This window comes from Calothrix sp. UHCC 0171, from assembly GCF_034931845.1.
In the GTDB taxonomy this organism is placed as follows: Bacteria; Cyanobacteriota; Cyanobacteriia; order Cyanobacteriales; family Nostocaceae; genus Brunnivagina.
The window spans coordinates 1-22799 of sequence record NZ_JAYGHN010000045.1; the positions used below are offsets into that span (position 1 = coordinate 1).

The following is a 22799-nucleotide window of genomic DNA, read 5'->3' on the forward strand; positions in this document are numbered from 1 at the left end:
CCTGCCTATACTTCCCAAAAATGCTCTAACTGTGGTGCAGTAGTGAAAAAATCTCTATCAACAAGAACTCATGTTTGTGAATGTGGATTTGTGCTGGATAGAGACTGGAATGCTGCTATTAATATTCTGAAATTAGCTTTGAGTACCGTAGGGCATACGGGAACTTGGGTCTTAGACTCGAACGCTACCCTTCGGGAACGCCAAGGGCGAACAGGAGATTCGACCTCTACTTATGCTGGAGAAATCTTGTATGAGCAAGTTGGGTCTATGAATGAAGAATCCTCACGCCTTTAGGCTGGGGAGTGTCAAATAGATAAAAATATAGAGGCTAGTATGTCGCAAGTATCGCCGGGGAAAAAAGTTGTCGTAGTTGGCGCTGGTTGGGCTGGTTTAGGTGCAACCTATCATTTGGCGAAACAAGGTTATGATGTAACATTACTCGAAGCTGGTGCATATCCTGGAGGACTTGTAGCTGGTTGGAAAACTGCGGCAGGAAAAGCTGTAGAAGCTGGTATTCATGGTTTTTGGTATCCCTACCGCAATATTTTTGCTCTGATTAATGAATTAGAAATCAATCCCTTTACTACTTGGACTCGTTCTTCCCAATATTCACCTTTTGGTTTAGAAGTGGAATCACCAATTTTTCAAGATTTACCGCGACTTCCTACTCCTTTAGGCACATTTCTCTACACTCAATTTCAACGTTTACCATTTATAGATAGATTGAGTGCATTACCATTGCTTTATTCTTTAGTTGATTTTGATAATTCTGATGAAGCTTGGCGACGCTATGATTTTGTCACTGCCAGGGAATTATTTAAACAATTTGGTGTTTCTGCAAGATTATATAAAGAAGCATTTGAACCCATGTTATTAGTGGGATTATTTGCACCAGGAGAACAATGTTCTGCGGCGGCAACATTGGGGATGTTATATTATTTTATTTTGGCGCACCAACATGATTTTGATGTGGTTTGGTGTCGCGGAACTGTGGGTGAACAAATTTTCCGTCCTTGGGTAGAAAAGATTGCAAAAGCAGGTGGCAAGATTTTCGCCAATCGTCGTGTGACTGATGTGATTGTTGAAGAAAACCGGGCGACAGGCGTAGTTTGTGGTGATGAAGTATTTACTGCTGATGCTGTTATTTTTTCTGTGGGTATCACCGGGATGAAAAAAATTATTGCTAACAGTTCCAGCTTACAAAGTCGGGAGGAATTTAGAAATGTCAATAATTTGGGTGCAATTGATGTTTTAGCGGTTCGCCTATGGTTTGATAGAAAGATACATATTCCTCGTCCTTCCAATGCCTGTTTTGGCTTTGATGATACGACTGGTTGGACTTTCTTTGATTTAAATGCTTTACATGACGAATATCGCGATGAAGCGGGAACGGTTGTTGAGGTCGATTTTTATCACGCCAATCAATTTATAAATCTTGATAATGGAGAAATTATTACCATTGTACAGAAATATTTAAAAACCTGTATTTCCGAATTTGCTAATGCCAAAGTTATAGATAGTAGCATTATTCGATTACCACAAGCAGTTACCCATTTTGCACCGGGTAGCTATCGCCATATGTTGCCCACACAAACAAGTTTTTATAACATCTTTATGAGTGGCGATTGGATTATTAATAGGCACGGTTCTTGGTCACAAGAAAAGGCATTTGTCACAGGTTTAGAAGCTGCAAATTTAGTAATTGCTAATTTGGGGGAAGGGGAATTAGCCAAGATTTTAGCGATTGAAGAAGACGAAAAACATATCCAAACATTACGTGATATTAACCGTGGCTTCAAGTTGATTGGAAAATCAATCTTGCCTAGCTTTTGGCTGCCTTAGTATGGTGATTAGATTAATATCTCTACACATCAGGAAAGTCATATGATGTCCGGTTAAATACTAATGATAAAACTGACGCGGAGAAAAACTAATAATAACTGACTTATACCGATTCAAAAAATGTTTGCAACATATCCAGAATATGAGACGCAATATATCCCGTCTCTACAAAATTCATCTGTTGCATTCTTTTTTCAAATTGGTATTACCGGACTCGATATCAGTATATAATTCAAAAGTTACCAAAAATTTAGGGGACGATCGCGCGATCATCCCCTTACACCACTGGTATTTGATATTCTGACTAATTAGCTGCACAAGTCTTTATTTGATTAACTCAGCAACGTTTGCATTTGCCAAAGTTGGCGCAGAAAATACTTGAGAATACAAGCTCACAGGCTGTTGTCCAGCAAATACAGGAAGTGCTTCCCGTGCATGTTCAGCAAGTTCTACAGTCTTCACATCATAGGCTTGGGTAATAACTTTCGGATACAAACCGATACCGATGATAGGAATTAACAAACATGCGGTGATAAACAATTCACGAGGCTTGATATCTTGAACGAATTCATCGAGATGCAATTCTTCGCTTTGTTTACCGTAGAATACTTGACGCAACATCGAGAGTAAATAAATCGGAGTCAAGATAACACCAACCGCACTCAAGAAGACAACCACAATCTTGAAGCTAGAACTGTAAACATCGCTGGTGGAGATACCCAAGAAAATCATCAACTCACCCACGAAACCACTCATACCTGGTAGAGCTAAAGAAGCCATTGAACCAGCAGTAAAGAGGGCAAATGTGCGAGGCATTACTTTTGCCATACCACCCATTTTGTCCATCATTAAGGTGTGGGTACGTTCGTAAGTGACACCAGAGAGGAAGAACAAAGCTGCGGCAATCAAACCGTGGGAAACCATTTGCAGAACTGCACCGCTAATACCCAATTCGGTATAGGAAGCAATACCAATCAGCACAAATCCCATGTGAGCGATGGAAGAATAAGCCAAACGACGTTTGAGGTTGGTTTGAGCAAAGGCGCAACATGCACCGTAAATAATGTTAACTACACCCAGAATTGCCAAGATAGGAGCAAAGTAAACGTGAGCATTGGGTAGCATTTCCATGTTGAAGCGGATTAATGCATAACCACCCATTTTCAACAACACACCAGCCAAAATCATCGAACCAGGTGCAGGTGCTTCACCATGTGCATCGGGAAGCCAAGTATGGAAAGGGAAGATAGAGAGTTTTACGCCGTAAGCAATTAAAAAAGCAGTGTAAAGAGCTAATTCTAAAACAAGGGGATATTCCTTCAGTCCAAGTTCTACCATATCGAAGGTGAAGGTATCGCCCGAAAAAGCCATTCCTAAACCAGCTATCAAGATAAATATAGAAGCTGCTGCGGTGTAGAGGATGAATTTAGTTGCGGCGTAGCGACGTTTTGCACCACCCCAAATAGAAATTAATAGATATACAGGAACCAACTCAACTTCCCACATGAGGAAGAACAACAGCATGTCTTGGGCTGTAAATACCCCAATTTGAGCGCTGTACATTAACAGCATCATTGCATAAAATAATCGCGGCTTGTTCGTAACCTTCCAAGCCGCGAATACTGCGAGTGTATTTATGAGTCCAGTTAACAATACTAGGGGCATTGAGATGCCATCAACTGCTAATGACCAATTTAAGCCTAATTGAGGAACCCAAGCATATTTCTCGATAAGTTGGAAGTCAGAACTTTGGAAATTGTAGTTGTGCCAGAAGGCGACAATCATTAGAGCAAAATCTGCGATCGCAACTCCCAAAGTGTACCACCGGATGGTTCTACCTTCTTTATCAGGGAGGAAGGGTATCGCCATTGCCGCAACTGCCGGTAAGGCAATCATGGCACTCAGCCAAGGAAAATCAAAAGTACTCATCACTGACAATCGTTTTTAATTTTACATTTGTTTACATTATATTAACCATTGTTTACTTTTGTAAACGTAAGAAATCCCTATAAAGTGGGATTTTGGTTAAATAAAGTAATAAATACCTATTGGCATTGAGGCAAATCCATTCTATTCACAAAGTTTTGCGAAGTCAATTGGAATATTTACTACATAATTTCTTTATATGTCTTTACAATCTGGATAACTAGGGGGTATGACCCCTCGGCGTGTATACTGACATGCGAATATGCTGTCACCAATTCTCCAAAAGAAAGTCACAGATGGTGACGCGGGGACGGGGAGATGAAGAGACAGGGAGATTTATTTTATCTGTTGCCCAATTTTGGAAAAATGCTGTCAGAAGGAGGATAGAAATGTACTCTCCACGTCTCCTGACAATTTCCAATGCTCTAAACTATGCTTTATAAAGTCGGTGACAACTAACGTTAGCAACTGGGTTTCTGAGGTGGAAATGTCCTAAACAATGCGATTGACAATTGTCCAAACATCTCCATCAGAACGGATGTAAGGTACAGAAATCGTTTTAAAGCCAGTAATAAAGGGTTTGTAATAGACTTGCCAGTAGAGGGGGCTGAGTTCATCCGCGCAGTCTTTGAGATTGCGGATTTCTGCTGCTAGTTCCGCCGCTAATATATTGATGCGTTCGGCATGAATTTGGGCTTGGCTGCGGGCTGCTTCCAGTTGTTCTTCCTGTAATGCCCGTTGGACTTTGGCTGGAAGACGTTTTAATTGAGCTTGCTTTTGCTTTAGTTGTATTTCCAAAGCCGCTAAAGCATCATCAATCCCTTTGGCTTCAGCAGCGAGTTCGGGATTATTTCTGGCTTGTTGGCGATAAGCTGTAACAATATTTTGGGGTGAGTCATCACTCACATTGAATGTAACGGATTTGAGGGCACTACGTTCTTCCCGCAAAGCTTCGATTTCAGCTTTGAGTGCATTTATTTCTGCTGGGATTTGTTCCACGATTTCTATTCCCCACTCCCTTTAATTACCTTGGCACCGTGAGTATCGATCGCCAGCGATCGCACTTCGGCTTTAATACCTAATTCTTGCCAAGCTGATGCCATTGCTACTACAACATCAACGGCATTTCTTGTATCAGTTAATGCCAGCAATGTTGGTCCGGCTCCACTAATTACCATCCCTAAAGCACCAGCAAAAATAGCAGCAGAGCTAACATCGTCATACCCCTGAATCAATGATTTCCTATAGGGCTGATGTAACTTATCTTGCAAAGCTGCTTGTAACCAATTTTGTTTACCTGTTTCCAAGCCGCGTAATAACAAACCGAGGTGGGAAATATTGAAAATTGCGTCAGCACGGCTAATTTCTTTTGGCAGTACTCGTCTGGCTTCGACAGTGGATAGTTCAAAGTCAGGAATTGCCACCACTGGGACAATACTTTCATGCCAAGGAATATCGCAAATTTCCCAACCAGCAGCACCAGTAGCAGCTAAACGACAACCACCAATTAAGGCAGGGACAACATTATCAGGATGTCCTTCCATTTCTATAGCTAAATCCATTACCTCAACCTGACTCAAAGGTTCCCCAGCGAGAGCATTTGCACCAACCAATCCCCCTACAATAGCAGTTGCAGAACTTCCTAAACCTCTGGCTAGGGGCACAGCTAAAGCAATTTCCATCTTTACAGGTGGAGGATTTTTTCCTAAGTGACTGTACAGCTTGACAAAGGCTTCGTAAAGGAGATTATCTTGAATATTCGTATTTACTCGCTCCGCTTCTTTGCCAGTTACAGTAATTTCTGTTTCCCCATCACTGAGGAGAGTAAATTTAAACTGATTATATAAAGTGAAAGCTGCGCCAATGCAATCAAACCCTGCTCCTAAATTGGCAGTTGTAGCGGGAACGGTGACAGTAATGGAAGAAGTAACAGACATCTGCACACAATAGCTAATCGATGTTTAGCATCTCATAGATGGGGGACATTTGGCGATCAAATTTTTAGGAAAGCCGCAGACATGGGTTCTTCAACACTTTCCAAAGCTGCTAGTTGGGTCAAGGGCTTTTGGTCTACCGACTCCGCTTGTTTTTTGCCTAACCTCACCAAATCGCGTTGCTCCTGGCGATAGATACTATTTTCTACCATTTCTGCCCATGGGAACACACATTGGTGTCCCAGATACTGGATCGAGAATAATCCGACATTCTAAACCAAAAACTTCCTTGACCATTTCTTCCGTCATCACTAAATCTGGTTTTCCAGATGTAAACACTCGACCATCTTTAAGAGCAACTAAATTATCAGCATAGCGACAAGCTTGGTTTAAATCATGCAATACCATCACTAAAGTTCTTCCTTGATTTTGATTCAATTCCCACAGTAAATCTAATACCTCAATCTGATGTGCCAAATCTAAAAAAGTAGTCGGTTCATCTAATAGTAAAATATTTGTATCTTGTGCCAAAGCCATGGCAATCCAAGCTCGCTGTCTCTGTCCTCCGGAAAGAGTATCTAATTCTTTTTCAGCCAATTCTTTCATTCGAGTCGTTTCTAAAGCAATTTCTACCAATCTTTCATCTTCTTTTGTCCACTGTTGGAACCAATTTTGATATGGGAAACGACCAAACGCAACTAAATCTCTGACTGTCAAACCTTCGGGAGGAACTGGTCCCTGGGTGAGAATTCCTAACTTTTTTGCAATCTCTTTTGTTGATATTTTCAAGATATTAGTTTGTTCAAGATAAACACTGCCGTGACTAGGTTTGAGTAATCTCGCTAATCCTCGTAGGAGAGTTGATTTACCGCATCCATTCGCACCAACTAATGCTGTAATTTTCCCTTTAGGGATAGTTAAATCTAGGTTTTTAACGATTGTGATACTGTCATATCCTAAAGTTAAGTTATGGGTTTCGATTTGAGAATACTGTTGAGTTTTTAATGGCATATTTTTGCTATTTGACGTATTTTTAATCTTCAATTCTCAAAAAATGGACTTATAATTTGTGGATATGATGCTAGATAAAATATTTTTATTTAGCTCTAAATTGCAACTACAGACGAGTTTATTTTCTACGGGTTTGCACTAATAAATACAGAAAATAGGGCGCACCAATTACTGCCGTGACAATTCCACAGGGTATCTCTATCGGAGCAAATATAATCCTTCCTAATAAATCCGCAATTGCCACCATCATCGCTCCTAAAATTCCGGCAACGGGAATCAAACCTTGATAATTTCCTCCTACTAATTGCCGAGCTATATGGGGTGCAATTAATCCGACAAAACCAATATTTCCCGCAGTCGCGACAGCAGCACCTGATAAGGCGGCACTAATTGCTAATAATAAGCCACGTTGCCATTCTATCCGGCTACCTAAACCTTGCGCGATTTCGTCTCCTAGATTTAAAGTATTTAATTCGCTAGCTTTTAGTAAAGCCAAGGGAACAAATATAATTAGCCAAGGAAGAAAAGCAGAAAGCTGTTCCCAAGTACGTCCATAAACACTTCCAGCTAACCAAACTAATGCTTGATTCACTTCATAAATCTGTCCAAATGTGATCATAAAGCTGTTACAAGCACCTGCGACAGCAGAAATTCCCACACCGATTAAAATTAATCTGACTGGATGAGTTCCCCTATCCCAGGCAAAAATGTAAATTAATAAAGAAGCAATCAAAGCACCCATAAAGGCTGATATTGGCAAAATAACGACGGGAAGATTGGGAAGTAAGATAATTAAACTTACAGCCGCTAAACTTGCACCTGCATTAATACCAATAATTCCGGGATCAGCAAGAGGATTTTTAGTTAAACCTTGCATAATTGCACCGGAAATTGCGAGGGCAATACCCACCAAACAAGCTGTTAATGTTCTGGGTAATCTGAGGATATTAATCACAAAATTATAATCTGGATTTATTGGCTCAATTCCCAATAAAGTTTGTACAACTATAAACGGTGGGGTTGGATATTCCCCTACAGAGGTATTAATAATAAATGTAATCAATGTAATAATTATTATTAGCAATAAAACATAGGGTACATGTCGGTGAATACGAAATGATATCGGCAAAAATTTAGAGCGGAAAATAATAGTATTATTCTTCATTTTTTTACCTTAGTTTTTGCTAAATAAACGAAGAACGGCGCACCGATTAAAGCTGTCATAATGCCCACAGGAACCTCTTGCGGTTGAATGACTAATCGAGCCAAAATATCGGCAAGTAACAGTAGTATGGCTCCTAATAATGCACTATAGGGAATAATCCAACGGTAATTGTTTCCCACAACAAATCTGGCAATATGGGGAATCACTAAACCAATAAATCCGATCGCACCTGCGACTGCAACTGCACTCCCGTCTAATAATAAAACACATATTATCGCCGCAATTTTCACAGCTATAGTTTTTTGTCCCAACCCCTTAGCAATATCTTCTCCTAAACTCAAAATAGTCACTTGTCGGGAGATAGCCAAAGCCAAAATCATTCCCATGCAAATATAAGGCAAAATTTGAAGAATAATACTTGTGTCTGCACCAGCAAGGGAACCTGCTAACCAAAAGCGAATTTCTTCTAAGGTGCGTTGACTGACAATTAATACTCCTGAAGTTAATGAAGCAAGTAAACTGCTAATTGCTGCTCCTGCAATTGTCAAATTTAGGGGTGTAGCCCCGCCGCGCCCCAGAGAGGCGAGAAAGTAAACGCTAAAAGCCGTAACTCCCGCACCCAAAAAAGCATACCAAATATAAATACTGGGTGAGGATGCACCGAATAAAAAAATCGCCGTCACCACAGAAAAAGCTGCGCCGGAACTCACTCCCAAAAGACCAGGATCAGCTAATGGATTACGTGTTACACCTTGCATTAGCGCACCGGCAACGGATATGGATGCACCGACTAACATTGCCAGGATAGAGCGAGGGAGTCTAACAGTACGGATGATTAAATGTTCTCTTGATGTATCAAAGGACAGAAATGACTGCAAAATCGTTTCTAGAGGAATTTTTGCTGCACCCAGAGTGACACTGAAAATTAGGCAAGTAATTAGTACAAATGCACAAATGCCTAAACCCACTATTGATAATTTTATCTGTTTAGACTCTCTCGATAGTTGCGAGGTCGTTTTTAGCATTTTCCAATGGGTGATGAGTAATAGAGTCAGAATTTGCAGTCTGTTTCTAGAGTCAAATTGGCTGGTGAGTACAAACAAAATCCCTACTGTAAGCTTTTACAGCAGTTTCAGTGTTCAATTAACTCACTTGTTCACTGTCCTAATCAATAGTTGCTTGAGTTCAATAACTAAAAAGTACAATTAATCCTTTACATCATCAGATTGACATAATTGAGAAATAATTGCAATCATTTTTGTCATAAAAAGCTACAAAATCAGGATTCAATCATTGCGAATATGACCTCTGTCGAGAGTAATTACTTGATCGGCGCGATCGCACAACCATTGATTGTGGGATACGATTAAAATTGTGGGTTGCCATTCGGAATTTGCGATTTGGATGTCCCGCAGGCGTTGATATAATTTGATTTCTGTCTGGATGTCGAGGGCGCTGGAGATATCATCAAATACTAACAATTCCGGTTGACGGATTAAAGCCCGGGCGATCGCTGCTCGTTGTAACTGTCCACCAGAAAGCCTAACCCCTTTATAACCGACTGGAGTGTCTAATCCTAGAGGCATAGTGGCGATATCTTCGGTAAATACTGAATATTCTAGTGATTTTTCTATCTCATGCTTTGTTGTTTGCCAGCCGAGTAAAAGATTATCTCGTAGACTCTGACTAAAAAAATGGGGAATTTGTGGTGTATAAGCGCTACGAGGAGGAATGAAAAAGCTAGCTGGGTGATTTACTAGGCGATCGTTCCAGTAAATTTCTCCTGCTTGTAGGGGTAAGACTCCTAATAATACTCCCAGCACAGTGGTTTTTCCCGCACCGATATCCCCTGTCATCACATTTAAGCTACCTCGTTGCAAACAAAAGTTAATATTTTCAATTCCTTGCTTACTTCCTTGATAGTGGTAGGTCAGACTTTTAATGGTTAACTCCTGTAATCTTGGGTGGGTTTGCTGGGGTGGTTCTAGCTTTGGTAAATGGCAATATTTACCCTGAATGTTATTTAAATAAAGAGGTTGATGTGCTACTAATTCATCAGATGAATTTATTGAATTTTCTAATAAATTAATCATACGTTCAAATGACACTTCTGCTTGCTTAGAAGTGGCAATAAAATCTCCTAAGTATGTAACAAAATCAGTAATAAATGCTAAATAATAAACAAATAAAGAAAAATCTCCAACTGTGAGGCTACCATTTTTATTCTGAATTATATTCGCAGCAAATAATAACATTATTCCCGTACCCAAATTAACAATATTTTGGAAACTAGAATTTAAAATTGCAGTCAATAATTGGTCAGCAAGCATAGTTTTATGACGTTGTTTACTGAGATATTGAAAGTAACTAATTACTGAGTTTTCAGCCCCAGAAATCTTAATTGCTTGAATCGAATTAAAAATTTCTCCGATTAATCCGGTAACTTTTTCGGTAGTCATGCGACTAGCACGACGATAACGTTTAATACGTATTTCCATTTTGTGGATAAAAAGAATAATTACAACCACAGGGAGAAAAATAAAAGCTGTCATTTGCCAATTAATGCTTGCAAGAATTACCAATGCCATACAAGCAAAAATCCCAGCATCAAATAGTTCAGAAGTGCCAACAACAATATCTTCAAGCAAGGTAATATCATCGCGAAAATAGCTAATAATTTCTCCCAACCCTATAGTATTATGGGACTCTTTTTCTGTTCTCATTGCCGTTGCATCTGGAAGCTTGATAATCGCTTGTAAAAGATTATTTCGTAGCAAAGCACTCATGGTAAATCGATGTTGAGTCTTTGTCACGCGACCAATAAAAATAAAGATGACTCGTCCAATCCCGACAACTATTAAGAGAACAATAAATATCCAAGGTGATAAATAAACTTGGTGTTTTTCGGTGATACTATTAAAGAATTCTCTAATAATTAATCCCGACAAGATAGGTAGTCCAGCAATAAATAACCAAAAAAAAGCATCGGCGAGATAAAGCTTAAAAGCATAGCGAATTAGTTGCCATAAAAGCTGCCAGATGTTAATTTTTTTCGTCACTTTATATCACCTATATTATGCTTATATTTGATTTGAACGAGTTTCTAATAAACGAGAAAAGTAGGACTGACAATTATTAGCTAAATCTTGGCGATCGCCAGATTCAATCACTTGTCCATTTTCTAATATCAAAATGTGATTAGCTCGTTGTATACTTTGGAGACGATGAGCAATAATAATTCCAGTTCTTCCTGTAAATAATTTATTAATCACTGTATCTAAATTATTTTCGGTTTTTAAATCAAGACGGGAGGAAGCTTCATCCAATATTACTAAACTAGGATTTTTCAGAAACACACGAGCAAAAGCAAGTAACTGTGCTTGCCCGGCGGAAATTCCACTACTATCTGAAGCTAAAATTGTATCTAAGCCATAAGGAAGTGTATTTAACCATGTAGTTAATCCCAATTCTGACAAGGTATCTAGAATTTTTTTATCCTCAATCTCAGGATTAAAAAAAGTTAAATTATTACGAACTGTAGTGTGAAATAACTGGACATCTTGAGTCACAATCCCAATTCGTTGTGTTAATTCTTTTGAGGATATTTGCGAACTCGGTATATTATTAAAGTAGATACAACCTAATTGAGGTTGATAAAATTTTAGTAACAAGCGTGTAATTGTAGTTTTCCCACTCCCAGTACGCCCTAAAATCCCTAACACCTGATTAGGAGGTAAATAAAAAGATATATTATTTAGTACAAGTTTATTATCTGATTCGTAACTAAAAGAAACATTTTTAAATTCCAGTGACACCGCTTCATCACCTAATTTTATTCCATTATGATTATCTAATTTAATTGGTTGTTTAAATAGCTCTTGAATTCTGTAAATACTAGCTTCAGCTTGCTGCAAATATTCTAGATTTTCACGAATTTTTTCTATTGGTTCTTGCAATAAATTAGTATAGTGAAATAAAACATAAACCATTCCAATACTGATTGCTTTTTGACTCCACAAATAAGTACCAACACCCAAAGCTAAAGCATTACCAAAGGTGAATAAACCAACTGTTGTACCCCAGAGAATAGTATCGGTAAAGCGAGCTTTTTGATAAACAACAAGCCAGGACTGCAATAATTTATAAAAACGATGCATGAGATAATTCACAGCACCATTCCCACGAATATCTTCTAATCCGGTGATATATTCACCAATAAAGCCAAAAAAATCTGCACTAAATTGACGATAAGCAGTCCAAGGAATTATTGCCAGAGAACGTAATTTTATCAGTATACTTAAAGCAATAAAACTAAATATACTCAAACAAGTGCCTGCACGCCAATCTTGCAAATACAGAATAATTAAAATTCCCAATAAGAGAATTAAATTCCCGAAAATATTGATAACTAATTGGGAAAAAAACTGCGATAAAGTATTCACATCTCCATCAACCCTTTCAATTAATTCACCGGGTGTACGGAATTTATAAAAAGAAAAATCTAGAGCCAAACAGTGAATCATTAAATCGCTTCTAAGAGCATTGGTAGCTAGCCATGCTAGATTTTCACTTAAATAAGTGCTAATTACCGAAAAAACTTGATTTAATAAGGCGACTGCAATAAAAACTAGAGCCAAAAAGTAGAGTTGGGAGGAAGAATTACCCGCAAATATACTATCAATAAAGTAACCTAGTATCTGAGGATTAATAAGTTGTAGTCCAATGCTCAAAAGGAGAAAAAAAGTCAGGGAAGCTACCCTCTTTTTTTGATTAAATAGGTACTTTGGGAGAAGATGATTGAAAGGCTTGAGGAAATTATCCATTATCGGTATTTAGCATTATTTTGTCATATCATTAATCTAAATTCTCATAATTTAATACAGAGGGAATCTGGGCAAAAATTGCTGACTGCAAAGGTTCAGGGATTTTCTCCCAAGGAATATTACCTTTATGACTATTGTTATACAGTTGTGTAAATTCCAATAATGCTTTGGTATTTTCATCTACTTTTTCATCGACTTTAATATCAATAAAAATCCACGTTGGTTTTTTGGGACTAGAGACAGCGACAACACAGCCACGACTGCAAGCCCATAAACAACCTACAGGCTGAATTTCTAACTCTATTGACGAATTTTTATCATTTATATCATTGATTTTGTCAAGCAAAATAGTACCATCACAAGGTTGATTTTTTGGTACTTCTTCAGATGAACGATGACAAGACTTGCAAATAAATAGGGTTGTTTTGTTCATAGCATTAGGGACTGTTTATTAGATACTTAAATAAATCATCGATAATGGCATTTGCCGCTAAAATACCACTACCAATCCAGTAATCAGGCACTAAATAAACTCTATTATTTTGTACAGCTTTTAAATTTTGCCACAGTGGGTTTGTTTTGAGTTGTTTTAATTTCTTAAGTGCTGTTTCGGTTGCTTGGGAAGTATTCTCACCCGTCCAGATAAATATTACATCACCATCCGCTTTTTCGATTAATTCATTACCGACAGACATTTGAATCGAATTTTTAAATAACTTCTCTGCTTCAGATGCGGTAAAATTTTGAGACTCTGGACGAGATAATCCAGCGTCTTGCAAAACAGTTCCGCAAAAGGAATCCCGTAGATAGAGGTTGATATTGTCTGTATATACTCGCACTACAGAAACTTGGATATTTGCTAAATCATCACCCATTTGCTGTTTAAAATCTTCAAGACGACGGTAATATCTATCCATTGCTTGTTGAGCAACTTCTTGCTTCCCTAATACCACACTAACTTTTGTAAATACTTCTTTCCATTTACCGCTATGTTCAAATTCAAATAATACAGTTGGCGCTATTTTGGAGGTGAGGGAATAAATTCTTTTTTGAAAGTCCAAACCCAAAATTAAATCTGGTTTAATTCTGAGGATATTTTCTAAATTTGGTTCGTTATTTTGACCGATATTTTTGACTTTTTTGACATGTTCCTGTAGATATGATGAAAAATTGGAAATCACGCTACCGACAGGTTTAATTCCTAGCGCGATCGCATTTTCTAAGGAATTTTCATCTAAAGTGACAACTCGCTCAAACTTGTTGGGAATACAGGTCATTCCCGCAGGGTATTCGACAGAACGACAAGCCGTATTTGTACTTTGAGAATTAACAGGTATAGAACCATCATAATGACAAGCTACGGCAAACATTAGAGTACAAAATATTGTCATCCCAAATCGCCACCAGCGAGTAAAAGTTTTGAATTTGATATAGCTACCATTCATGATGGAATCTCATACCTCACACCTGATTTTTATCAAAACTCAACTGCAAAAGAACCAATTACTGTTAATGGTTGACCGTAATAAACACCCAAACGACCACCCTCAGAACCATTAAAATAAGTCTTGTCAAACAGGTTGCGAATATTTACAGATGCTCTCCAGTTATCACGTTTGTAGAACACAGATGCATCGGTACGGACATAACTAGGAAGAACATAACTGTTGTCTAAATCCCCAAAGCGATCGCCGACAAAAAATAATCCTAATCCTAATCCCAATCCTTGCAAACTTCCCTTTTGAATTTCGTAGGTTGTCCATAAAGAAGCTGCGTGTTCGGGAATATTATCCCGACGACGACCTTCTAAACCACTAGTATCTTTGCTGACAAATGCATCTATGTAAGCGTAGGATGCTATGACTTTCCAACCCGGTACAATTTCCCCAGCAATATCAAACTCAATTCCCCTACTTGTCTGTTCTCCAGTTTGAATCGAATCATTGGGATCGGATGAATTAGGGTCATCAACGGTGACATTTTGTTTACGAAGGTCATACAATGCTAAAGTTGCACTCAAATTTTTAGTGATATCAGCTTTTAATCCAACTTCAAATTGTCTCCCCGTTTCCGGTTTAAATGGTACACCATTTCCATTGCGACTTGTACCAAAACTTGGTTCAAAAGAAGTTGCATAAGATGCGTAAAGTGAAAGATTTTGAGATGGTTGATAGACTATTCCCAAACGGGGGCTAAAGTTACTATCTGATTGGGAAAACTTTTCTTTCTCTTCACCTAAATTGCGAGTGCTACGATTTTGTTCAAAAATATCAAATCGACCTCCTGCAAGTAATTTTAGTTGAGGAGTAAGTTCGATTTGGTCTTGAATATAAAACCCATATTTATCAAGGGTGTCATCACGGAAGAAACTTAAGATTTCCTGCTTGGGATATTTGAAACCAGTATAGATTGGGTTAAAGATATTAATCGATGAGTACGGTTCAAAATCTCCAAAAGTTCCATCTTCAGTAACTTTATTATAGTCAAATCCAAATAATAACTGATGTTTAATCGCACCTGTGGAAAATTTACCCACAACATCCGTTTGCAGTGAATAAGCATTATCTCGACGTTCGGAAAAATAACTCAATCGGCTTAAATCACCCGTTTCCTCATCAAGAGAATCTCGAATTGGATAGTAACGTTCTAAATTCACAAATTGAGCGCGAAAAGAATTTTTGATTGACCATTGATCATTAAATTTATGGTCTAGTAAGTAACCAAAATTACTGACATTTATTTCCACATTCTGAAACGGTTCTCCCAGGAATCTATTTCGTGGTAAATCAGCCGGACGATTACCAATAGCCACAGTTCCATCGTCCGATGTTCGTGTTTCCTGAAGCCAAGAGCCATCAAGGGTTAATGTGGTTTTTGGACTCAGCGCAAACTGAAATTTCGGAGCAATAAATACCCGCTCTGAATTCACGAAATCACGGAAACTTCCAGCATTTTCATAGGAAGTATTGAACCGATAAAGGACACTTTTACTATCGTTCAGTGGTCCTGATAAATCAATCCCACCTCGATAGGTGCTAAAACTACCTACAGTTCCTTCCACAGAATAAAAAGGTTGAGTTTGAGGTTGCTTAGAAACTAAATTTACTAAACCACCAGGAGGTGCATCTCCAAACAAGACTGATGCTGGACCTTTGAGAACCTCCAAACGTTCAACATCAGCTGTCTCAATCAAACCACCATAATCTTGGTAGGAACGAATTCCATTACGAAATAAATTTGCACTGAAACCACGTAAGGAAAGATATTCACTAAAACCTTGGTAGGAACCAGCACTTGTAGAACCACTCACATTTTGCAGTGCATCTTGGACGCGAATTGTTCCTTGATCTTTGAGGATTTCGCGGGGTATCACCTGAATTGATTGAGGTATATCACGGATAGGTGTATCAGTCTTCGTCGCACTCGATGCATCTGGTACGCGGTAACTATCTTGTTCACCTGTCACTACCAACTCAATTGCTTCCTGATTCTCAGCTTTGGGTGCTTCTGGTTGTGCTTCTGGTGTCGGATTTTCTGGTGTTGGTGGTTGTATCGCTGTCACAGCAGGTTTCACTGCAAAAACTAATCCGGTATCATCATCAAATAATTCGACTTGGGGAACAGCAACTTCCCCCTTTATTGTTAATCGAATCATGTTTGCATCAAGATTAATTACATGAATTTCAGTAATACCCGCTATGGGCTTTTCTTGGCTGAATGTATTACCAGAAGGCAAAACTAACTGAGCATTCGGAATATCAATAATGAAATTATTCCCTTCAGTCTTGGAAACAGGCTGAAGAATATCGCCCTGCTTTGTCTCTAAAATTACCTCAATTCCTTCCTTCCCTGGTTGTATGCGTACCTCTCCCACTTCCACCACGGAATTTTGTGGTGTATTTTGAGTTAATAAAGATGCAGCATTACTTGGGGGATGCTGCAACCCACTGAGATTTTTAATTGTCGAAGTTGTTTTTTCGTCAGTTTCAGCTAAAGTAGCTGGCATCGTCAGCACAAAAATAGACGCTGTTAATGCTAGTCCCAAAAACGGTTGCTTGTTGAATCTCATTATTAATTGCTCCTAGCACCAGAAGTTGCAGATATCCTCAATCAATACCCTTTTCTCTGACACTCTTAATAAATTTTCTCAAATAGAATCGATAACTTGCATAATAGGTGATTCTAGGAGCTTTCTCGACTCAAAGACGGATTTTTTGCGACTCAAAGACGGATTTTTTGGGATAGTTTTCAATAACTATCCACACTGCTGAGAGTGGGAATAAATACTAGGATTCACACCAAATTTACGTTTAAACGCAGCTGCAAAATGACTACGATTTGCGTAACCGACAGCCCTGGCGACACCTGTGATTGTTAAATTTCCCTGTTCTAATAATTGCTTCGCTTGTTCCATTCGATGCTGATGTAAATAACCAAATACTGTAGTTCCAAAGCAATGACGGAAACCTATTTTTAATTTAAAGTCATTTAAACCCACTTCCCGCGATAATTCCAACAAGGAAGGAGGATTATGACAGCGAGTAAGTAGAATGTTTTTTGCTTGATGGATGCGTTCAATATCTTCTTGTTTAAGTTTATTGTCGTTAAATTGAGTTTTTTTGTCTGGTTGCAACTGTTCCAAATGTAAAACAAATAACTCAAGTACCTTACTTTGCAAATACATTTGTTTTGTTAAACTTTGGTAGGGACAATTGATAATTTGTTGGGTTATCAATTGCATTGCTGGAGTGACTTTTAAGTTAGGAAAGCAATTTTGCCAATCACTTTCTTTAATTAATGGTTGTAATTCAGGAGGGACTTCTTCTGAAGTATGAGAGAAAAAAGCTTGGAGGACATCAACTTCGATATGAATACAAACACCAAAATGGTGTCCTAGCTGCCAATTTGATGTTCCTTTGGCAGCAATCCCACTACCATAGAGACAACTTTCTCCAGACGCAATTTGAATACTGTTTCCATCGGTATTACTCCAAAAATCACCAGCAAGCTGAATTCCAAATTCTACCGGATGTTCTCTCACAGGCATTTCTAGGCTTAAATTATCCTGCAATGCATAGTCATAAATATCCAACCAAACTCCATCACACAATGTAAATCCTCGTGTGTAACCCCGACCGAGGTTTTCTGGAAATTGCTGACAATATTCAAAATAGTTAGGTGTTATGGAATCTTGATAATTAGGCGATCGCTCTGCAAATAGTTCCCAATATTCCGTCATTGAAAGGGTAATTGTCATAGAAGAACCATATTTTACAATTCAATCCAGATTTAAATCTATAAAAGACGCAGCAATACTACGTCTTGGCGTTCGCAAATTCATTGATTCATGTGTAAATGTCAGCAAAACTGAATATTCAGATTATTTTTGAGTTGCGATCGCTAATTTAGCTCCTTTGACTTGGCGCACCTGATCCATTACCGCCACAATATTGCCATGTTCAACCTTTGTATCAGCATTAATGACTACAACTGATTCTGGATTCGTCCCCATCAAGGTGCGTATTTGTTCCGTTAAAGCTGCAACTGTTGTCGGCTTTTTATTCAAGCTCACCTGTCCCGACGCTTCCACTGTCACAGTTATTTTCGTGGGAATTTGAGCTTGCTGTGATGTCGCAGCCTTCGGTAAATTTACAGGTAAACCTTCCTGTCGGGTTAAAAATAGTGTTGACATGATAAAAAACGTCAAAATCGCAAATATCACGTCAATCATTGGCACAATATTTATTTGTGACGGAATATCTGGTTCATCTTGTAGCCGCATAGGACTTCTCTCCTCCTCGTTCATAGCGACGACGGTATAGTAACTCTAGCTGTCCGCCATATTCTTGGAGAAAAGCTATTTGACGTTGATAAAAGCCTCGAAATGTATTCGCGAATAAAAGTACAAAAATAGCCACAATCAACCCTGAAGCCGTAGATACTAAAGCTTCACTAATACCACTGACAACACCAGGTGTTTTCGTACCTCCTATATCCCCCAAATTCAACGATGCAAATGAGGTTATCAAACCCAATACTGTTCCCAACAAACCCAGTAAAGGCGAAAGGGAAATGATAGTGTCAAAAAGATTGCTAAATCTCTTGAGGATGGGGATTTCAGCTTGAGCTTCACTTTCTAACGCCAAACGAAATTCCTCTGGAGTTGGTTCTTCTAATTGCAATGCAGCAAGAAAAACCCTGGCAATTGGTAAATCTGCATTCTTTTGCAGTTTATCTAAAGCACCAACAACATTCTCCAACCGATAAAGATTTAGTACCTCCCGTACCACCCGACTTTGACGGCTATTAATCCGATACCAGAAACGCAGCCGCTCTATAATTAAAGCGATCGCGACAACACTAAAAGCCAGCAGGGGTAACATCACCACACCACCTGCACTAAACAACTCGCTTATTCCCATGTATTACCCCTAAGCCTGTTAAAGATTCCTAAGCAAACAGTTATTGCCAAACAAATGATAGTATTTTGCAATAAACAGTAAAACAAACTCAAATCTAAGTCAAGTATTTGTCAGAGTTTAATGAAATAAATTATTAACTAGAAATGCGATAATATTCCCAAATATAAGACATGGCAAGGCTTTCACTGGTGTTGTCGCCTAAATAAGTAGTTATATATCTATAAATTTTATTGCTTTACTTTTTCGTCTAGTTATTTTATTGTAGTAAAGCTAACCATAAAAAGTAGCAATTAACTTATGAGCTTTTCCAATATTGCGATCGAACAGCGAGAGAAAGAAGTCAAAGCCCTCAAATCATTCCTGGCTTTCAGCACGATCGCCTCATTAGTGCTACATTTAGCCGTACTCGCTGCTGGAATCGGTAATCTTTTTGTTAGAACCCCAGAGTTGGAAGAGGAAGCCATTGAATTGACTTTGGTAGAGCCGGAAGTCAAAGAAACACCAGCAATAGAAGAATTAAAAGAAGAAAAGCTTGCACTCGGTAATAACACTGCAAAAGTTCTCACATCATCAGGAGGAAGTGCAGGGGAAGGTGCTGTCACTCGCGAAGTATCACCTAATCCTGTAATTCAAGCACCTCCACCAGTTCCAGTTCGTGTTGCTCCTGTAGAAAAATCAATCGAAAAATCAGTAGAAAAGCCGATAGTTACCCCAGTACAAAAGTTCGTAGATAATTTTAAACCCCAACCACTCAAAGAAGACCCAGTGGTTTCTAAGGAAGCACAACCAAAAGTCGAACCCCAAACATCAACCAACAACACTCCCAAAGAAAATACACCAACACAATCATCTACCAGTACCCAAGAAAGCAGTGAAAATTTAAGAGATATATTAGGTCGGATTCGCGGTAGTAGAAATAGCGAAGCAAACACAGGAAATTTAGGAAGTTCTTCTCCCAATTCCAATCAAACCACAGGCGGTGGTAATGCATCACTCGCTTTTGGGAAGGGAACGGGTACTGGTACTGGAACCGGAAACAGCACAGGAACTTCAGAACGTCGCCAACGTGAAATCGCCACAGCACCAACACAGCCAAATTTACCAACCACAGTAGAAAAACCAGAACGTAGCGGGAATCCGAACGGTTCATTAGATGGTCGTGCAGCTTGCCGTAATTGTAAAGTCAAGTATTCCGAGAGTGCTAGGAGAAGAGGCTCTGAAGGGAGAGTCGAAGTGGCAGTTGATACTGATAAAGATGGTAACGTGACTAATGTACGGGTAGTTAATTCCAGTGGCGATCGCGATTTAGATGCAGAACATATTCGTCAGGCACGAGAATGGAAGTTAAAACCTTCGGATGTTGGTAGACAAGGGGTAAAAATTGCTACTGAATACTCAATAGAAGGTTCGCGCCGCAATCGTCAAGTCAGGGAAAGGCAAAAGCAACGAGAGGAGCAACAGAGACAGCGACAAGTAGCAGCGTCCTCATCTAATAATAATTCTTCAGAGGCAACCCCCCGTCGCCAACGACGTTTGGAAGCGGCAATTAATAATACAGATGTAACCACTACATCGAGAAGACGGAGAAATTTTGAAGCATCTTCAAATTCCGCAGAGTCAAGAATTAGATTAAACAATCCCAGTAGAGTCAGACGTTCACAGGAAAATTCCTTTAGCGATCGCTTAAGACGTAATCGTACTACAGGAAATAATTCTGGTGAGGAAGCGCCCAAAAGAAAGAGGGAAGTGACTGCCGATGTGAGAACATCTGGTACACAAGTAACCCCCACTCGCAGACGCAGAAGAAATTTGAACCAATCGAATCAATCTCCCAACAATGGCAGTCGCTTACGTGATGCTTTACGTCGCAGTCGAGAAGTTGTACCTGCTACTGTACCTGCCTCTGAGGGAAATAATAGTGAGTAAGAAGGTTAAGCGTTCTTCTGTCAGCACATTATCCGTTTGGGTAGTGTGTCTTTTTGTGTATTTTGGGATGCTAGGGAAAAATTTTGTTAGGGGTATATAAAAAGTCGTGATATAATGTTATGCTTTTAAAAGTGATGGCTCGATTGAAGTCTGTAACTTAAAAAGAAATATGGAGAGGTGGCAGAGTGGTTGAATGCGGCGCACTCGAAATGCGTTTTAGGGCAACCTAAACACCCTATTTTAAAAGCTTAAAAGCCTTATTTTCACTATTCTCACTTGAAACAGCATATTGAGGTGCTAAGTGAGTTTTAGTGTATGCGCGTAAAGAATGAAATCAAAAAGGTAACTATAGTTGCTTACAAAGGACGCTGGAGACTGCGATTACCGCGTAGTTTTACTGGCGGTGAACAGGTATATCTCTATTCAGGGTTAATTGCAAATAGCCATAATTTACGGATTGTTCAGCCTGTAGCCTTACAAATAGAAAGTGATGTTGATTCAGGTTGCTTCGATATTTCCCTTGAAAGATATAAACAAGCATTTTGGGAATTAAAAACTGGGCAAAAAGTTCAGCCAAAACGGCTTAAATCCCCTAACTTGCTTGAATTATGGGCTAAATACTGTGACTACAAGCAATCACAAGTCACAAATTCTACATTTCAGAAGGATTTTTTAACCAGATACTCTTTTGTAATTAGCAAATTGCCGACCCAAGACTTGAGAGATGCTAGCAAAATTTTTGAATTCGTTTCCCTTAATTATCCTGCGTACTCAGCCAAGCGCTTAATGATGCAATTTTCTGCTTGCTGCCGTTGGGCTGTAAAAACAGGGTTTATAACTCAAAATCCTTTCTACGGAATGAGTAGTGATATACGTGCGGCTAGGTATGACTGGCGAAATATAGATGTTTTCAAGGAATCTGAAGTAAAAGCAATTATTGAAGGGTTCCGATCGCATACCTTATACAGCGAATACACCGATTACGTCAAATTTTTATTTCTTACTGGCTGTCGTCCTGGTGAAGTTAACGGGCTTAGATGGAAGCAAGTATCAAAGGATTGCAAGGAAATATTTTTCAATGAAAGTTACTCAAAATATGGACGCAGTACAACCAAAACAGGCGTAAACCGTAAATTTCCGTGTAACTGTCATCTAGAAAATTTGTTACTGGGAATTAGACCAAAACTTTATAGGGCTGACGGTCTAGTTTTTCCTTCACCAGTTGACGGTTATGAAATTAAATCTGATACATTTGTTCGTATCTGGAAGTCTGTACTTAACCCACTTATAGAATCTGGGCTAGTTTCACGCTACCGAAAGCCTATGACTTGTAGGCATACTTTTATCTCTAGATGCTTAGAATCTGGCATCACACCCCAACAAGTAGCGTTATGGGTAGGCAATTCACCTCAAGTAATTTTTGAGCATTACGCAGGTATCAGCAAGGATGTAGATGTTCCTGTGGTTTTGCTGTAAGTAGGATTTTGACCATTAAAAGTAACTTAAACCAGTGAAAAATTGCGATTTTGGTATATCTAAGTTCAGTCAGAATTACACAACTAATAGTCTCAGCAGCAATCAAAAAGTACCAGTAGGTAGCCAACAATCAACTAATTAGTGTGGGATACACCACAGTTTTTAGTGTAGTGAAATAGCTACAAGCCTTACTGATAAAACCTTTCAAGCATTTACAAATGATGTGCGAAAGTGTGGGGTACACCACAGTCCGAGTAAAATTCACCAAAAAAAA

The 22799-nt window shown here is 38.9% G+C and carries 19 protein-coding genes; 4 read left to right on the forward strand and 15 right to left on the reverse strand.

From position 1 onward, the window contains the following. Together VB733_RS23460 and VB733_RS23465 are read left to right on the forward strand one after the other, a co-directional pair. A partial coding sequence (locus tag VB733_RS23460) for a transposase (RefSeq protein WP_323342469.1) occupies positions 1-294 on the forward strand: 294 nt, incomplete at its 5' end. 39 nt (positions 295-333) lie between these two features. Further along, a complete protein-coding gene (locus tag VB733_RS23465; RefSeq protein WP_323342470.1) occupies positions 334-1842 on the forward strand; it encodes a hydroxysqualene dehydroxylase in 1509 nt (502 codons plus the stop codon). Between the two features lie 324 nt (positions 1843-2166). Here VB733_RS23465 and VB733_RS23470 read toward each other — a convergent pair whose 3' ends face one another. The 15 genes from VB733_RS23470 to VB733_RS23540 form a co-directional block, all read right to left on the reverse strand. Continuing rightward, a complete protein-coding gene (locus tag VB733_RS23470) occupies positions 2167-3771 on the reverse strand; it encodes an NAD(P)H-quinone oxidoreductase subunit 4 (RefSeq protein ID WP_323342471.1) in 1605 nt (534 codons plus the stop codon). A gap of 489 nt (positions 3772-4260) precedes the next feature. Then, complete coding sequence (locus tag VB733_RS23475) at positions 4261-4767, reverse strand: hypothetical protein (protein WP_323342472.1); 507 nt, start codon at positions 4765-4767, stop codon at positions 4261-4263. Between the two features lie 5 nt (positions 4768-4772). Then, a complete protein-coding gene (gene thrB, locus VB733_RS23480; RefSeq protein WP_323342473.1) occupies positions 4773-5705 on the reverse strand; it encodes a homoserine kinase in 933 nt (310 codons plus the stop codon). Positions 5706-5761: 56 nt separating this feature from the next. Beyond that, positions 5762-5914, reverse strand: coding sequence for a hypothetical protein (locus VB733_RS23485; protein ID WP_323342474.1), 153 nt, complete (start codon positions 5912-5914; stop codon positions 5762-5764). Next, positions 5901-6713: an ABC transporter ATP-binding protein gene (locus VB733_RS23490; RefSeq protein WP_323342475.1), complete on the reverse strand. Its 813-nt coding sequence runs from the start codon at positions 6711-6713 to the stop codon at positions 5901-5903. Before VB733_RS23490 ends, VB733_RS23485 begins: the two co-directional genes overlap by 14 nt. Positions 6714-6831: 118 nt before the next feature. Further along, entirely contained in the window at positions 6832-7878 is a 1047-nt protein-coding gene (locus VB733_RS23495; RefSeq protein ID WP_323342476.1) for an iron ABC transporter permease, read from the reverse strand. After that, positions 7875-8903 carry an iron ABC transporter permease gene (locus tag VB733_RS23500; RefSeq protein ID WP_323342477.1) on the reverse strand — a complete coding sequence of 343 codons (1029 nt, stop codon included), beginning with the start codon at positions 8901-8903 and terminating at the stop codon, positions 7875-7877. Before VB733_RS23500 ends, VB733_RS23495 begins: the two co-directional genes overlap by 4 nt. Before the next feature lie 261 nt (positions 8904-9164). Next, positions 9165-10937 carry an ABC transporter ATP-binding protein gene (locus VB733_RS23505; RefSeq protein WP_323342478.1) on the reverse strand — a complete coding sequence of 591 codons (1773 nt, stop codon included), beginning with the start codon at positions 10935-10937 and terminating at the stop codon, positions 9165-9167. A 21-nt stretch (positions 10938-10958) separates the two neighbouring features. Continuing rightward, positions 10959-12701: an ABC transporter ATP-binding protein gene (locus tag VB733_RS23510; RefSeq protein WP_323342479.1), complete on the reverse strand. Its 1743-nt coding sequence runs from the start codon at positions 12699-12701 to the stop codon at positions 10959-10961. 31 nt (positions 12702-12732) lie between these two features. Continuing rightward, entirely contained in the window at positions 12733-13134 is a 402-nt protein-coding gene (locus tag VB733_RS23515) for a DUF1636 family protein (protein ID WP_323342480.1), read from the reverse strand. A 4-nt stretch (positions 13135-13138) separates the two neighbouring features. After that, on the reverse strand, positions 13139-14146 hold the full coding sequence (locus VB733_RS23520; protein WP_323342481.1) for an iron-siderophore ABC transporter substrate-binding protein: 1008 nt from the start codon (positions 14144-14146) through the stop codon (positions 13139-13141). 32 nt (positions 14147-14178) lie between these two features. Beyond that, a complete protein-coding gene (locus tag VB733_RS23525; RefSeq protein ID WP_323342482.1) occupies positions 14179-16770 on the reverse strand; it encodes a TonB-dependent siderophore receptor in 2592 nt (863 codons plus the stop codon). Between the two features lie 186 nt (positions 16771-16956). After that, positions 16957-17958: an AraC family transcriptional regulator gene (locus VB733_RS23530; RefSeq protein WP_323342483.1), complete on the reverse strand. Its 1002-nt coding sequence runs from the start codon at positions 17956-17958 to the stop codon at positions 16957-16959. Positions 17959-18081: 123 nt separating this feature from the next. After that, positions 18082-18483 (reverse strand): biopolymer transporter ExbD, encoded by a 402-nt coding sequence (locus VB733_RS23535; RefSeq protein WP_323342484.1) that lies wholly within the window; start codon positions 18481-18483, stop codon positions 18082-18084. After that, positions 18467-19123, reverse strand: a complete 657-nt coding sequence (locus VB733_RS23540; protein WP_323342485.1) for a MotA/TolQ/ExbB proton channel family protein — start codon at positions 19121-19123, stop codon at positions 18467-18469. The genes VB733_RS23535 and VB733_RS23540 overlap by 17 nt, the downstream gene beginning before the upstream one ends. Positions 19124-19420: 297 nt before the next feature. On the opposite strand from VB733_RS23540, the gene VB733_RS23545 reads away from it, so the two are divergent. Both VB733_RS23545 and VB733_RS23550 read left to right on the forward strand, forming a co-directional pair. Beyond that, entirely contained in the window at positions 19421-21049 is a 1629-nt protein-coding gene (locus tag VB733_RS23545) for an energy transducer TonB (protein WP_323342486.1), read from the forward strand. 315 nt (positions 21050-21364) lie between these two features. Further along, the gene (locus tag VB733_RS23550; RefSeq protein ID WP_323342487.1) at positions 21365-22525 is read left to right on the forward strand and encodes a site-specific integrase; all 1161 of its coding nucleotides are present in this window, start codon (positions 21365-21367) and stop codon (positions 22523-22525) included. Positions 22526-22799: the final 274 nt, after the last annotated feature.